The 13,496-nt window shown below is 63.0% G+C and carries 13 protein-coding genes; 7 read left to right on the top strand and 6 right to left on the bottom strand.

The features are described from left to right. The first annotated feature begins 2 nt into the window (after positions 1-2). Both lpdA and PSH78_RS10600 read left to right on the top strand, forming a co-directional pair. Entirely contained in the window at positions 3-1,385 is a 1,383-nt protein-coding gene (gene lpdA / locus PSH78_RS10605) for a dihydrolipoyl dehydrogenase (RefSeq protein WP_305500318.1), read from the top strand. 299 nt (positions 1,386-1,684) lie between these two features. After that, positions 1,685-2,704 (top strand): branched-chain amino acid aminotransferase, encoded by a 1,020-nt coding sequence (locus PSH78_RS10600; protein ID WP_305500317.1) that lies wholly within the window; start codon positions 1,685-1,687, stop codon positions 2,702-2,704. Positions 2,705-2,850: 146 nt separating this feature from the next. Here the strand turns inward: PSH78_RS10600 and PSH78_RS10595 are convergent, their stop codons facing one another. After that, positions 2,851-3,606: a helix-turn-helix transcriptional regulator gene (locus PSH78_RS10595; protein WP_305500316.1), complete on the bottom strand. Its 756-nt coding sequence runs from the start codon at positions 3,604-3,606 to the stop codon at positions 2,851-2,853. An 82-nt stretch (positions 3,607-3,688) separates the two neighbouring features. Here PSH78_RS10595 and PSH78_RS10590 point away from each other — a divergent pair, with 82 nt between their 5' ends. Beyond that, positions 3,689-4,807: a cytochrome P450 gene (locus PSH78_RS10590; protein ID WP_305500315.1), complete on the top strand. Its 1,119-nt coding sequence runs from the start codon at positions 3,689-3,691 to the stop codon at positions 4,805-4,807. 15 nt (positions 4,808-4,822) lie between these two features. Here the strand turns inward: PSH78_RS10590 and PSH78_RS10585 are convergent, their stop codons facing one another. After that, a complete protein-coding gene (locus PSH78_RS10585) occupies positions 4,823-5,164 on the bottom strand; it encodes an FKBP-type peptidyl-prolyl cis-trans isomerase (protein WP_305500313.1) in 342 nt (113 codons plus the stop codon). A gap of 141 nt (positions 5,165-5,305) precedes the next feature. Here PSH78_RS10585 and PSH78_RS10580 point away from each other — a divergent pair, with 141 nt between their 5' ends. Then, positions 5,306-6,370, top strand: a complete 1,065-nt coding sequence (locus PSH78_RS10580; protein WP_305500311.1) for a M4 family metallopeptidase — start codon at positions 5,306-5,308, stop codon at positions 6,368-6,370. Then, positions 6,367-6,690 carry a protealysin inhibitor emfourin gene (locus PSH78_RS10575; RefSeq protein ID WP_305500309.1) on the top strand — a complete coding sequence of 108 codons (324 nt, stop codon included), beginning with the start codon at positions 6,367-6,369 and terminating at the stop codon, positions 6,688-6,690. Before PSH78_RS10580 ends, PSH78_RS10575 begins: the two co-directional genes overlap by 4 nt. A gap of 4 nt (positions 6,691-6,694) precedes the next feature. Here the strand turns inward: PSH78_RS10575 and PSH78_RS10570 are convergent, their stop codons facing one another. Then, positions 6,695-7,003 (bottom strand): RcnB family protein, encoded by a 309-nt coding sequence (locus tag PSH78_RS10570; RefSeq protein ID WP_305500308.1) that lies wholly within the window; start codon positions 7,001-7,003, stop codon positions 6,695-6,697. 268 nt (positions 7,004-7,271) lie between these two features. On the opposite strand from PSH78_RS10570, the gene PSH78_RS10565 reads away from it, so the two are divergent. Next, a complete protein-coding gene (locus tag PSH78_RS10565) occupies positions 7,272-8,372 on the top strand; it encodes a DNA alkylation repair protein (RefSeq protein WP_305500307.1) in 1,101 nt (366 codons plus the stop codon). A 9-nt stretch (positions 8,373-8,381) separates the two neighbouring features. On the opposite strand, the gene PSH78_RS10560 is transcribed toward PSH78_RS10565, so the two are convergent. Continuing rightward, positions 8,382-10,460, bottom strand: a complete 2,079-nt coding sequence (locus PSH78_RS10560) for a bifunctional diguanylate cyclase/phosphodiesterase (RefSeq protein ID WP_305500306.1) — start codon at positions 10,458-10,460, stop codon at positions 8,382-8,384. A gap of 325 nt (positions 10,461-10,785) precedes the next feature. Between PSH78_RS10560 and PSH78_RS10555 the strand changes: the two genes are divergently transcribed. Continuing rightward, on the top strand, positions 10,786-11,427 hold the full coding sequence (locus PSH78_RS10555; protein ID WP_305500305.1) for a DUF1345 domain-containing protein: 642 nt from the start codon (positions 10,786-10,788) through the stop codon (positions 11,425-11,427). A 33-nt stretch (positions 11,428-11,460) separates the two neighbouring features. On the opposite strand, the gene PSH78_RS10550 is transcribed toward PSH78_RS10555, so the two are convergent. Next, the gene (locus tag PSH78_RS10550; RefSeq protein ID WP_305500303.1) at positions 11,461-12,762 is read right to left on the bottom strand and encodes an ATP-binding protein; all 1,302 of its coding nucleotides are present in this window, start codon (positions 12,760-12,762) and stop codon (positions 11,461-11,463) included. 3 nt (positions 12,763-12,765) lie between these two features. After that, a complete protein-coding gene (locus PSH78_RS10545; protein ID WP_305500301.1) occupies positions 12,766-13,467 on the bottom strand; it encodes a response regulator transcription factor in 702 nt (233 codons plus the stop codon). Positions 13,468-13,496: the final 29 nt, after the last annotated feature.

The following is a 13,496-nucleotide window of genomic DNA, read 5'->3' as shown; positions in this document are numbered from 1 at the left end:
CAATGCACACTCTGAACACCAAGCTGCTGATTATCGGCGGCGGTCCTGGCGGTTACGTGGCGGCGATTCGCGCCGGCCAACTGGGCATTGAAACGATCCTGGTGGAAGGCCAGGCTCTGGGCGGTACTTGCCTGAATATCGGCTGCATTCCGTCCAAGGCGTTGATCCATGTGGCCGAGCAGTTCCACCAGACCCGCCATCACAGCCAGGGCTCGGCCTTGGGCATCACCGTGGCGGCGCCGAGCCTGGACATCGGCAAGAGCGTGGAATGGAAGGATGGCATCGTCGATCGCCTGACCACCGGCGTCGCCGCGTTGCTGAAAAAGCACAAAGTCCAGGTCATTCAGGGCTGGGCCAAAGTGATCGATGGCAAGACCGTTGACGTCGGTGACACCCGCATCCAGTGCGAACACCTGCTGCTGGCCACCGGCTCGAAAAGTGTCGAGCTGCCGATGTTGCCGATTGGCGGGCCGATCGTCTCGTCCACCGAAGCCCTCGCCCCCACCTCGGTGCCCAAGCATCTGGTGGTGGTCGGCGGCGGCTACATCGGTCTGGAGCTGGGCATCGCCTATCGCAAGTTGGGCGCCGAAGTGAGCGTGGTCGAGGCCCAGGAACGGATCCTGCCAGCCTACGACGGCGAGCTGACGCAACCGGTGCACGAGGCGCTCAAGCAACTGGGCGTGAAGCTGTACCTCAAGCACAGCGTCGAAGGCTTCGATGCCCAGGCCAGCACCTTGCAAGTGCGCGATCCCAACGGCGACACGCTGAACCTGGCGACCGACCGCGTGCTGGTGGCGGTCGGACGCAAGCCCAACACCCAGGGTTGGAACCTCGATACGCTGGACCTGGCGATGAACGGCTCGGCGCTGAAAATCGACAACCGGTGCCAGACCAGCATGCGCAATGTCTGGGCCATCGGTGACCTGAGCGGCGAACCGATGCTCGCCCACCGGGCCATGGCCCAGGGCGAAATGGTCGCCGAGCTGATTGCCGGCCAGCATCGGGAATTCAACCCGACGGCCATCGCGGCAGTGTGCTTTACCGATCCGGAGGTGGTCGTGGTCGGCAAGACGCCGGACGAGGCCAAGGCCGCCGGGGTCGATTGCATCGTGTCGAGCTTCCCGTTCGCCGCCAATGGCCGGGCCATGACTCTGGAATCGAAAAGCGGTTTCGTCCGGGTCGTGGCGCGCCGGGACAATCATCTGATAATCGGCTGGCAAGCCGTCGGTGTCGGCGTGTCGGAGTTGTCCACGGCGTTTGGCCAATCCCTGGAAATGGGCGCACGGCTGGAAGACATCGCCAGCACCATCCACGCCCACCCGACGCTGGGCGAGGCCGTGCAGGAAGCGGCGTTGCGGGCATTGGGGCATGCGTTGCATCTATAGGCATGCGGTGCACTGCAGGTATGGGTTTCACCCGTGGCGAGGGAGCTTGCTCCCGCTGGGCTGCGAAGCGGCCCCAATCCCGATGTAGAAATCTTTAAGTCACACCGCGTTGACCGGGTTACGACTGCTTCGCAGCCGAGCGGGAGCAAGCTCCCTCGCCACGGGCAGTCGGCAGAAAATCTGCCTGTTGCCTATCTCTCAGGCTGCGAAACACCCCCGGAATGAAGTATTGTTGTCCCCATTAAAAAACGTCAGAAGCCTTGAACCGTTTCGACGGTTGTCAGGAAATAGAGGGTGTCATGGGTAACGAGAGCATCAATTGGGACAAACTGGGCTTTGACTACATCAAGACCGACAAGCGCTACCTGTCGCACTGGCGCGACGGCGCCTGGGACGCAGGCACCCTGACCGACGACAATGTGCTGCACATCAGCGAGGGTTCCACGGCCCTGCACTACGGCCAGCAATGCTTCGAAGGCCTGAAGGCCTATCGTTGCAAGGACGGTTCGATCAACCTGTTCCGCCCGGACCAGAACGCCGCCCGCATGCAACGCAGCTGCGCCCGCCTGCTGATGCCACATGTCGACACCGAGCAGTTCGTCGAAGCCTGCAAGCAAGTGGTCCGCGCCAACGAGCGCTTCATCCCGCCGTATGGCACCGGCGGTGCGCTGTACCTGCGCCCGTTCGTGATCGGCGTGGGTGACAACATCGGCGTGCGCACCGCGCCCGAGTTTATCTTCTCGATCTTCTGCATCCCGGTCGGCGCCTATTTCAAGGGCGGCCTGACCCCGCACAACTTCCTGATCTCCAGCTTCGACCGCGCGGCCCCGCAAGGCACCGGCGCGGCCAAGGTCGGTGGCAACTACGCCGCCAGCCTGATGCCCGGCTCGCAGGCCAAGAAGGCCAGTTTCGCCGACTGCATCTACCTGGACCCGCTGACCCATTCGAAAATCGAGGAAGTCGGCTCGGCCAACTTCTTCGGCATCACCCACGACAACAAATTCATCACCCCCAACTCCCCTTCGGTATTGCCGGGCATCACCCGCCTGTCGCTGATCGAACTGGCCAAATCACGCCTGGGCCTGGAAGTGATCGAAGGCGACGTATTCATCGACAAGCTGTCGGAGTTCAAGGAAGCCGGCGCCTGCGGTACCGCAGCCGTGATCACGCCGATCGGTGGTATCAGCTACAAGGACAAGCTGCATGTATTCCACAGCGAAACCGAAGTCGGCCCGATCACCCAGAAGCTCTACAAAGAGCTGACCGGCGTACAGACCGGCGACGTGGAAGCGCCAGCGGGCTGGATCGTCAAAGTCTGACCCGTACATCTCGGTAGCAGCGAGCGTTTGTGGAGCGAGCCTGCTCGCGAAAGCGCTGGGTCAGCTTGCAGATATGTTGAATGTGCAGGCCCCTTCGCGAGCAGGCTCGCTCCCACAGGGATTGCCGGTGTCCAGAAATCCTGGATTCACCTCAGGCCCACGGTGGGAGCGAGCTTGCTCGCGATGGCGCCAGTGGGTACGACATCGACTTCTGCATTGACCCCGAACCGCCCCGCCATTTCCCTGCGTCCGCAGGCCGTCAATGTCAGGGCCCGGCTGTCCAGGTCCTGCCGTACCCATTTGCGCTTGATCGCCAGTTGCAGCAACGCCGCGCCCAAGGCTCCGCCCAGGTGCGGTCGGCGCATGCTCCAGTCCAGGCATGGGCAGGCGAACCGGCGTCGTTGAATCATCAGTGTTGAAACGTCCATGCCCAACCCTTCAAACAGCGCTTCGCCGGATTCACTGAGCCGATAGCCCCACCCCTCCACTTCCACCAGCCTCCCGGTTTCCAGCAAGCGATCATGCAGCCGCACCGCCAGCGTACCGGCCATATGGTCGTAGCAGGTGCGGGCGAACTGCAGGCGATCCGGCGTGCGCGGCGTGAAGGTCGGCCTGGCGCCCTGGCCAATCATCATCAACGCCTCCAGGGCCTCGGCTACGCGCTGGTCGGCGAGGCTGTAGTAACGATGGCGCCCCTGGACGTGCAAACGCACCAAGGCGAGGTCCTTGAGCTTCGCCAAGTGCGCACTGGCGGTGGAAGCGCTGACCTCGGCAATCGCCGCCAACTCCGTGCTGGTACGAGCGTGGCCGTCCATCAGCGCGCAGAGCATTCGGGTACGGGCCGGTTCGGCAATCGCTGCGGCCACCTGGGACACGCCCATATCATGGTGTTCTGCGTTCATATTTCGCTCCCGGACGAATCAAGCCATGCATCGACTGGAGATAGTAGCAACACTTTCTCCACCACGAACGAGGCTGCGCTTCATGGACCCGATCACCGCCGCGACTGACACCGATCCCTACCCTTACTACGCAAGCCTGCGAGCCCACGGAGGATTCGGTTTCGACGCGCATCTGAAACTCTGGGTCGCCAGCAGCGCCGAGGCGGTGTGCGCGGTACTGCATCATCCCGATTGCCATGTGCGCCCTGCTGACGAGCCGGTGCCCAAGGCAATTGCCGATGGCCCCGCCGGCCAAGTGTTCGCACACCTGATGCGAATGAACGAAGGCGAACGGCAGCGCTGTCCGAGGGCGGCGATTGCGCCGCGGTTGCAGGATATCGATCCGCGCCAGGTCGAGGCATTGGTCAGGGCACGCTTGCTCAGGGAGGGCGCCGAAGGTCTGCACCAGGCCCAGTTCATCGGCCCGGCCAGCGTGGTGACGGCATTGCTGGGCTTCAACCCGGCGGAGAGCCGCCTGATCAGCGAACTGACCGCTGATTTCGTCGCCTGCCTGTCACCCCTGAGCCAGGCGAAGCAGCTTGAAGCCGCGCACCGGGCCGGCGAGCAATTGATGAGCCTTTTCCAAGAGCGGATCGAGGCACAGGACACTCCCTTGCTGAGCCTCATGTGCCAGGGTTTTGAAGGCGCCGCCCCGGACAGCCGGATCGCCAACCTGATCGGCCTGCTCTCGCAAACCTACGAAGCCACGGCGGGCTTGATCGGCAATGGGCTGTTGGCGTTAGCGCGCGACCCCGCTTTACACCAGCGGGTTCGGGACGATCCCAAACAGATCGGCGCGTTGCTGGCTGAAGTGCAGCGCTTCGACCCGTCGGTGCAGAACACCCGGCGCTTCGTCGCCATGCCCTGCGAAATCCTTGGCACTGCGCTAGAGCCGGGAGATGCGGTACTGGTCCTGCTGGCTTCAGCCAACCGCGACCCGCAGCTCAACCCGCAACCGGACGCCTTGCTGTTGGATCGCGCCAACCGCCGCAGTTTCAGCTTTGGCAGCGGCCGCCATGAATGCCCTGGCCAAGACTTGGCCATGAACATCGCGCGGGCCACCGTGGAAACAATCCTTGAGCGCAATCCACGCCTGGATCGGTTGAGCTGGTGCTATCGCCCCTCGGTCAACGGGCGCATCCCGCTGTTCAGCAATCGGTGATGAAAAAAGGCGCCATCAATCGTCGCGGGTCAGCACTTCCAGCAACTCGATTTCAAAAACCAGGTTGCTGTCGGGCTTGATGTGAGCGCCCATGGAGCGCTCACCATAGGCCAGATGGGCCGGCACTAGCAGCTTGCGCTTGCCGCCGACTTTCATCCCCATCAGGCCAATATCCCAGCCCTTGATCACGCGACCGGTGCCGATCACGCACTGAAAGGGCTTGCCACGACTGTAGGACGAATCGAACTCGGTGCCGTCCTCAAGGGTGCCGCGATATTGGGTGGTAATCAGCGCCCCTTTGACTACGCTTTTGCCGTCGCCCGGTTCCAGGTCGATGATTTGCAGCTCTTCATTCATGGCGTTATTCCCGTGAGATCCAGGCGCGGGGTTTTCGCAGAAATCCGCGCGACAGGCAACCTTTTGCGGCAAAGGGGAACCGCAACGGCCACTTCGGTTCACATGGGTATCGACCCTGCATTTTCAGATAAGGACCTTCTGATGATCGACTCTCGTCCGCTCCACGGTTTCATTCCGCCTTATATTCTCAATCGCATCATTGCCCATGGCTCCGAACAGCAACGTTCCAGCGCCTTGGGCACCCTGACCCACGTCAGGAATCTGCGCCACAACCCTGGCCCGCCGAGCAATCCACCCGCCGCGGCGAAACTGCCCAGACCCGGCCAGGCCGGCCATCCACAGCGCAGCGTGCACGACGCGCAGAACACCATGGAGTTGCCCGGCCAGCCGGTACGCCTGGAAGGCCAGGCGGCCAGCGGCGACCCGGCGGTGGACGAAGCGTATGACGCCCTCGGCGCCACCTATGAATTTTTCTGGAAAGTGCTCGGGCGCGATTCCATCGATAACAAGGGTTTTGCCCTGGTTGGCAGCGTGCATTACGGCCAAGGTTATGAGAATGCCTTCTGGAACGGCGCGCAGATGGTGTTCGGTGACGGTGATGGCGAGATTTTCCAGCGTTTCACCCGCTCCCTGGACGTGGTGGCCCATGAACTGGCCCATGGCGTCACCGAAAGCGAAGCCGGCCTGATCTATGCCAACCAGTCCGGGGCGTTGAACGAGTCGATCTCCGACGTGTTCGGCGTGTTGGTCAAGCAATTCGTATTGGGCCAGACCGCCGACCAGGCCGACTGGCTGATCGGCGCCTACCTGCTCACCGACAAGATCAACGGTGACGGCCTGCGTAGCATGTCCAACCCTGGCACCGCCTACGATGACCCGCTGCTGGGCAAGGACCCGCAACCGGGGCATATGCGCGAATTCGTCATCACCCGTGAAGACAACGGCGGCGTGCACATCAATTCGGGCATTCCCAACCGGGCCTTTTATCTGGTGGCGACAACCCTGGGCGGATTTGCCTGGGAAAAGGCCGGGCGAATCTGGTATGACACCTTGTGCGACAGACAACTGGCCAACGACGCCTCCTTCAGTGCGTTCGCCCGCCTGACCGTCGAGCATGCCCGCCAGCGTTTCGGTGAGCGGGAAGTGCAAGCGGTGCAGGATGGCTGGGCGCAGGTGGGCGTCGACCTGAACGAGGAGAACGGATGAAAACCCTTCCAGACCTTGACGATAAAGCCGTGGTCAAGCTGTCACGCCAAGGTGGCGTGGCGGCCATCCATGCCCTGACCCGCCCCCGGGAAATCGAATTCGCCCAGTGCGATATCAACCAGCGCTCGCGCATCTGCTCGGTGCTGGAGGGCTGCCTGCCGCTCACGTCCTCCACGCCGGGTCGGGGCGACCAGCGGTATTTCCAGATCGAGGTGCGTTACCGGGCGAACGACCAGGATGACGAGATGGTGCTGCAGGTGCCCGAGGACCGGGCACCTGGCGAGCTGGTCCACCTGTGGGACAAGGGCGAAGTGCTCTGAGGGCCTAGCGCGTAGCGGGAACGATCTTGACGATGGCGCCGGACACGGTTTCGATCAGCAGGTACTTGTCGTCGATCTGCACCCATTGCTGCTCGTCGGTCGGCTGCTCGAGTTTCTTCTGCTTCCAGTCCTTCATGGCCCTGTCCGCGCGCTGATAGTCTGCCGGTACCCGGTCATTTTCCACCAGCCGGCGGCCATTGCTCGGCGAATGCTCAAGGGCGTCTCCGGTTTTCTCGACCGCTTGCGCAGCGGGCCCAAAGGCTCCGAGGCCGGCGATCAGGACCAGACTGGCGATCAAGGTTGGTTTACGCATAAAAAACTCCAGTTATCCAAGGTACTGAATCTGGGACTGCACTGGCGGCGAATCATTCCTTTTTCCATGAACCGCATCCCCGTGGCGAGGGAGCTTGCTCCCGCTGGGTTGCGCAGCGACCCCAATCCAGGCAACGCGATCATTCAGTTATACCGCATTCCCCGGGTTTACGACTGCTGCGCAGCCGAGCGGGAGCAAGCTCCCTCGCCACGGGTCTGGCATGGCATAGTGGCGAGCCTTGGCCCAACACCCGCCGGACGAACCCAACATGAGCACCACCACCTCTTCCCCTGCCCTCAAGGAAATCTTCAACGCCGCGCGCCTTGAACACATCGCCAGCGAAATGCGCGCGGTGTACCCGGCCTTCGATGCCAAGGCGTTCTTGAACCTGGCCAACGACGGGTTGGCTGACTTGTCGGTGATGCAGCGCATGGCGCGGGTCAGCGAGTGCCTGCATGAGGTCCTGCCGCTGAGTTACGAAGCCTCGCTGGAGGTGCTGCGAGCCGTGGCCCCGCGTGTGAACAGCATGTTCGTCAGCATGTTCCTGCCGCACTATGTCGCCTCCTACGGTCGGCACACCTTCGAGCTGTCGATGGACGCGCTCAAGTATTTCACCCGGTTTGGCTCCGCTGAGTTTGCCGTGCGGCATTTCCTGCGCGACGACCTGACGCGCACCCTAGGAGTCATGCATGACTGGGCGCTGGACGCCAACGAGCACGTCCGCCGCCTTGCCAGCGAAGGCAGCCGGCCGCGCTTGCCGTGGTCGTTTCACCTGGAGCCGATCCAGGCCAACCCGCAACTCGCCGCCGGAATCCTTGATGCGCTCAAGGCCGACGACAGCCTGTACGTGCGCAAATCCGTCGCCAATCACCTGAACGACGTGACCAAGCAGCATCCCGATTGGGTCCTGGAGCGAATTGAAGGCTGGCCATTGCACGATCGCCATAGCGCCTGGATTGCCCGACACGCCCTGCGCAGCCTGATCAAGCAAGGCAATCTGCGGGCACTGGCGGTTATCGGCGCGGGTGCCAAGGCGCAGGTGGAGGTCTCCGAGCTGCAAGTGACGCCAGCGGTGATTCGCCTGGGCGAGCCCATCACCTTGTCGTTCAAGGTGCGGTCCACGGCCGGACAGAGCCAGCGTCTGGTGATCGATTACGCGATCGACTATGTGAAAGCATCCGGCGGCACGTCAGCCAAAGTGTTCAAGCTCAAGACCTTCGACCTGCCCGCCCTGGCTTCTGCCAACCTCAGCCGTTCCCAGCAGATTCGCGAGCTGACCACCCGCCGGCACTACGCGGGCCGGCATGCGGTCCATTTGCTGATCAATGGCGAACGGCTGGGCAGTACCGCGTTCGAGATCGTTCCCTGAACGATCGCCTCAGGCCATTTCGACGCGTCGCGCCTGACGGATGTCCCTCAGGAAGTGTTCGGCCGGCTGCGGATGCCCCAGCAGGTACCCCTGCAGCGAATCGCAGCCCAACTGGGTGAGGAAGTCCTGTTGCACATCGGTCTCCACGCCTTCGGCAACGATCCGCAAGCCCAAGGCCTGGCCGAGGGCGACGATGGCCGAGACGATAGCCGCGTCGTCACTGTCGTGCTCAAGGTCTCGCACGAAACCGCGGTCGATCTTCAGCTCGTTGGCCGGCAGGCGCTTGAGGTACATCAGGCTTGAATAACCGGTGCCGAAGTCGTCGATGGACAGGTCCACACCCATGTCCGACAGCTGTTGCAGCACCGTCATGCTCGCGTCCGCGTCGCTCATGGCGGTGGTCTCGGTGATTTCCAGGGTCAGGCTGTTGGCCGGCAGGTGGTGCGTCTCCAATGCCTTGGCCACGCTCTGCACCAGGCCCGCATGGCAGAACTGCAACGCTGACAGGTTCACCGCGATACGCCAGTCGGTGTAGCCCAACACGTACCATTCGCGCATCTGCCGGCAGGCTTCGTTCAGCACCCATTCGCCGATCGGGATGATCAGCCCGGTCTTTTCCGCCAGGTCGATGAAAGTGTCGGGCATCAGCAGGCCCTGGGTCGGATGGTGCCAGCGCAGCAGCGCTTCGGCGCCCACCGGACGGCCGTTCGCCGCATCGAACTTGGGCTGGTAGTGGAGGCTGAACTGGCGCTGTTCGACCGCGATGCGCAAATCCTGCAGCAGTTGCAGTTGCCTGCGGGCGTTGCTGTTCATCGAGGCGTCGAAAAAGCTGTAGCCATTCTTGCCGGCACCCTTGGCGTGGTACATCGCCGCATCGGCATTCATCAGCAATTCATCGGCGCTCTGGCCATTGCCAGGGTACAGCGCGATGCCGACGCTGGCGGAAATCTGCAGGTCATGCTCGGCGACCCGGAACGTGCGACCGATCAGCCCGACCTGACGCGCGGCCAGGCGCAAGGCGTCGTCCGGCTCGGCCAGTTGCACCAGCAGGACGAACTCATCACCACCGATCCGCGCCAGGGTGTCCTGGCTGCGCAGGTCTTCACGCAGGCGCAGCGCGACGTCCCGCAGCAACAGGTCACCCATGTGGTGGCCAAAGGCATCGTTGACCGGTTTGAAGCCGTCCAGGTCGATGAACATCAGGGCGAAACAACCGCCCTGCTCTTGCACCCGGTGCATCGCCTGGCCGATGCGATCCGCCAGCAATACCCGGTTGGGCAGGCCGGTCAGGGGGTCGTGCAGGGCCAGTTGGGTCAGCTCGCGATTGGCCTGGGTCAAGGACCTGGCCAACTCCGCGGTACGGGCTTCCAGGCGCGCGTCGAGGATCGAGGTCAGCAAGGCAATCGCCAGCACCGCCAGGGTGGTGATCAGCACCAGGTTATCCAGGCCCTTGCCGCTCAAACCGTCCAGGGAGCCGCAGAAACTGCCTTCGCCGAACTGCGCCGCGGCCATGCCGGTGTAATGCATGCCGACGATGGCAGCGCCCATCACCACGGCGGCACCGGCGCGAGCGAGACGTACATGCGGGGTGTTCTGGCGCAGGTGGAAGGCGATCCATAACGCCGCCGCGCACGCCACCACGGCTATTACCAAGGAGGCGCCGAACAGCGCCGGGTCATAATCGATCCCCGGCTGCATCCGCAAGGCCGCCATACCGGTGTAGTGCATGGCGCTGATCCCAGTGCCCATCACCAGCGCGCCGAACACCAGTTGCCAGGCCCGCAGTTGTGGCTGGCTGACCAGCCAGAGGGCAAAGCCGCTGGAAAGGATGGCGATCAGCAACGACAACGCAGTAATTGCCACATCGTAGCCAAGCTCCACTGGCAAGCTGAATGCGAGCATGCCGATGAAATGCATGGACCAGATGCCCACCCCCATCGCCAAGGCACCACCCGCCATCCAGAAATGCACGGCCCGACCCTGGGCAGTGGTTATGCGTCCGGTCAGGTCCAGCGCGGTATAGGACGCCAGGATCGCGACAAACAGGGAAATCGAAACAAGGGCGGGGGAATAACTGCCGATGAGCATGGATTTTTCTCGTGGCCAAAAGGCCGAACTGCTTCCATGCCTGGTTGAAAAGTCGGCGATTGTACACAATTGGTACGGCGGTGCACGAACCAAGCATCAAAAAGCCATCATCGGCGGGATATTTTCGACGAAAGACACTTCGCCATCGCGAGCAGCTCGCTCCGACAGAGGTTATGGTGCAGAGGAAAATCTCGGATCCAGCCACAAATCCATGTGGGAGCGAGCCTGCTCGCGAAGACGGTAGTCGTCGCAAAGAAGAACCCGAGCCTGAACGGCTTCGGCTAAGATCTGATTCCCTGGCATTCCCCCGCCACAGTGAGCTCCCATGCCCCGCCTCACCCGCACTCACCCGCGTCTTTCCTGCGCCACGGTCATCGGCCTGGCGGCGGGCCTGCTGATCCCTGCGGACTCGATCATCGGCAAGGTCCTGATCGGCTGGAACGTCGGGGTCTGGACCTACCTGGCGCTGATGTTCTGGCTGACGGTGCGAGCCAAGGCACCTGACGTCAAGCGCATCGCCGAGATCGAAGACGAGAACGCCGGGCTGGTCCTGCTGATGGTCTGCATCGCGGCCTTGGCGAGCCTGGCGACCATCACCTTCGAACTGGCCGGCAGCCGCGACCTGCAAACCGCAGGCAAGCTGCTGCATTACGGTTTCACTGCATTGACCGTGATCGGTTCATGGCTACTGATCGGAGTGATTTTCAGCGTGCACTACGCGCGCCTGTATTACACCTGGTCCGGCAAGGAGCCCGCCCTGCGTTTTGCCGAGGGACTGACCACGCCGAACTACTGGGACTTTTTGTACTTCTCTTTCACCATCGGCGTGGCGGTGCAGACTTCGGACGTAGGTGTTGCTACGCGGCAGTTGCGCAAGATCGTGTTGGCGCAGTCGTTGATCGGGTTTGTGTTCAACACGGCGATCCTGGGGTTTTCGATCAATATTGCGGCGGGGTTGTTTGGCTGAAGGGGGGCCACTTTGTGGCCCAGCGGGAGGTGATCAGCATGTTGGCGGTAGCCAGAGCCGGAAGCGTGCCCCGCCCAGCGGCGAGGCTTCGACCGTCAGGGTGCCGCCCTGGGCTTGCAGGGCGCGACGGCTGATCGCCAGGCCGAGGCCGAAGCCGCCCGTGGCGCGATCCCTACTGCGGTCCAGCCGGTAGAACGGCTCGAATACCCGCTCACGCTCGCTGTCGGGAATGCCGATGCCGTCATCGTCGACCCAGATTTCGCAGCCTTGCTCGCTGACCAGCACCCCCACCTGGATGCGCTTTTCGCAATAGCGCATCGCATTGCGCAGCAGGTTCTGCAACGCCCGGGCGGTGAGGCGCGGGTCGAGCTCGAAACGCTCCAGCGCCCCGTGCAGCAAAACGTCGATGACCACCTCCGGCGCCGCCAGATCTTCATCGAGGCTGCCGAGGATGCTGTCGATGAACTCGTCCAGCGGCACTTCGACCCGCTCCGGCAGGCGCTCAGGGTTCTGCAGACGGCTATAGGACAACAGCTCCAGCACCAACTCATCCAACTCACGAATGTGCGCCACCAACCCTTGCAGACGCTCGCGGCTGGGCGCAGGCAGATCCTCGGACAAGGCCAGTGCCAGGCCGAAATCGAGCCGGGTCAAAGGCGTGCGCAGCTCATGGGATACGGCGTTGAGCAGGTCGCGCTGCTGATTGAGCAGGTTCTCGATATCGCCCGCCATGGTGTCGAAAACATGGGCCAGGCTGCCAATGTTGGAGCGCGGCGCGATGTGCGTGCGCTCCCCCAGGTGGCCCTTGCCGAAACGCTCGGCGGTGCGCTTGAGCCGCTCCAGGTCGCGCCAGTGCGGCCGCAGCCAGAGCAGCAGACAGCCGAGCATCGTCGCGCCGATCAGCACGTTGATGCTCCAGTACAGCCAGCTGACATCCGCCGGATCCGGGGGAACGATCATCTTGACCGCGGTGCGCCCATCCAGCGGCGCGGCCGCCAGGGTTCGCCAACCCCAGTCGCCGATGCGCACCACATTCTCACCACGCTGCAGACGCGCCTGCTCGGCGGCGGTGAAACCCGCATCATCGGTGGCGGCGAGCTCGATGCGCAGCGGCTCGAACTCCTTGTCCATCTGCGCCGCCAGCGCCGGCCATTGCGCGCTGGGCACGGCGCGAAACTGCTTGGCCATCAAGGTTTGCAGGCCACGGGAATAGTCGAGGTTGTAAGTCTGGAAGCGCTCATGGAACAGGCGGATCACCAGTTCCGGCATCAGGTAGATCGCCGCGCTGTAGGAGACGATGGTCACAAGATAGAGGCGAATCAGCAGTTTCCACATCGATCAGCATTCCCACTCGGAACGGCTGAACAGGTAACCCTTGCCCCACACGGTCTTGATCTTGCGCGCCTCGCCGGCGTTGTCGTCGAATTTGCGCCGCAATTTGGAAATGGCCACGTCCACCGAGCGATCGGTGCCGTTGAATTCGATGCCGCGCAAGCGCTGCAAAATCTGGTCGCGGCTGAGCACCTCGCCGGAATGCCGGGCCAGCACCACCAGCAGGTTGTACTCGCCGCTGGACAGCTCCACCGGCTGCCCGCGCCAGGTAACGGTGCGCTCGGACAGATCGATGCACAGATTGCCCATGACAATACGGTCGTTGACCGTTTGCGGTTCGGTGAGGCTACTGCGCCGCAGCAGGGTGCGTACCCGCGCCAGCAATACCCGCGGCTCGCAGGGCTTGGTGACGTAGTCATCGGCGCCCATTTCCAGGCCCAGCACCTGGTCGTGGCTGTCATCCCGAGCGGTGAGCATCAGAATCGGCAGGGTCGCCGAATCGGCGCGCAGCAGACGGCAGACCTGCAAGCCATCCAGGCCCGGCAGCATCAGGTCGAGGATCACCAGGTCCGGCGGATTGGCCCGCGCCCGCTCACGGACGTGATCGCCACGATTGAGGACGCTGACCTGATAGCCGTTGCGCTCCAGGTAGCTGGAGATCAGTTCGCAAAGGGCGGCGTCGTCTTCGACGAGGAGGATGTTGGGCATGGGGTGGTCCAGAAAATACGGTGGCATCT

Source organism: Pseudomonas sp. FP198 (assembly GCF_030687895.1).
Classification (GTDB): domain Bacteria; phylum Pseudomonadota; class Gammaproteobacteria; order Pseudomonadales; family Pseudomonadaceae; genus Aquipseudomonas.
The sequence above is the reverse complement of the archived record's forward strand: the minus strand, read 5'-3'. Positions and strand labels throughout refer to the sequence as shown.

What these genes read in the sequence shown, in the direction of transcription:
- lpdA (WP_305500318.1), top strand. Translation starts at nt 3, where the DNA reads ATGCACACTCTGAACACCAAGCTGCTGATTATCGGCGGCGGTCCTGGC.
- PSH78_RS10600 (WP_305500317.1), top strand. Translation starts at nt 1,685, where the DNA reads ATGGGTAACGAGAGCATCAATTGGGACAAACTGGGCTTTGACTACATC.
- PSH78_RS10595 (WP_305500316.1), bottom strand. Translation starts at nt 3,606, where the DNA reads ATGAACGCAGAACACCATGATATGGGCGTGTCCCAGGTGGCCGCAGCG.
- PSH78_RS10590 (WP_305500315.1), top strand. Translation starts at nt 3,689, where the DNA reads ATGGACCCGATCACCGCCGCGACTGACACCGATCCCTACCCTTACTAC.
- PSH78_RS10585 (WP_305500313.1), bottom strand. Translation starts at nt 5,164, where the DNA reads ATGAATGAAGAGCTGCAAATCATCGACCTGGAACCGGGCGACGGCAAA.
- PSH78_RS10580 (WP_305500311.1), top strand. Translation starts at nt 5,306, where the DNA reads ATGATCGACTCTCGTCCGCTCCACGGTTTCATTCCGCCTTATATTCTC.
- PSH78_RS10575 (WP_305500309.1), top strand. Translation starts at nt 6,367, where the DNA reads ATGAAAACCCTTCCAGACCTTGACGATAAAGCCGTGGTCAAGCTGTCA.
- PSH78_RS10570 (WP_305500308.1), bottom strand. Translation starts at nt 7,003, where the DNA reads ATGCGTAAACCAACCTTGATCGCCAGTCTGGTCCTGATCGCCGGCCTC.
- PSH78_RS10565 (WP_305500307.1), top strand. Translation starts at nt 7,272, where the DNA reads ATGAGCACCACCACCTCTTCCCCTGCCCTCAAGGAAATCTTCAACGCC.
- PSH78_RS10560 (WP_305500306.1), bottom strand. Translation starts at nt 10,460, where the DNA reads ATGCTCATCGGCAGTTATTCCCCCGCCCTTGTTTCGATTTCCCTGTTT.
- PSH78_RS10555 (WP_305500305.1), top strand. Translation starts at nt 10,786, where the DNA reads ATGCCCCGCCTCACCCGCACTCACCCGCGTCTTTCCTGCGCCACGGTC.
- PSH78_RS10550 (WP_305500303.1), bottom strand. Translation starts at nt 12,762, where the DNA reads ATGTGGAAACTGCTGATTCGCCTCTATCTTGTGACCATCGTCTCCTAC.
- PSH78_RS10545 (WP_305500301.1), bottom strand. Translation starts at nt 13,467, where the DNA reads ATGCCCAACATCCTCCTCGTCGAAGACGACGCCGCCCTTTGCGAACTG.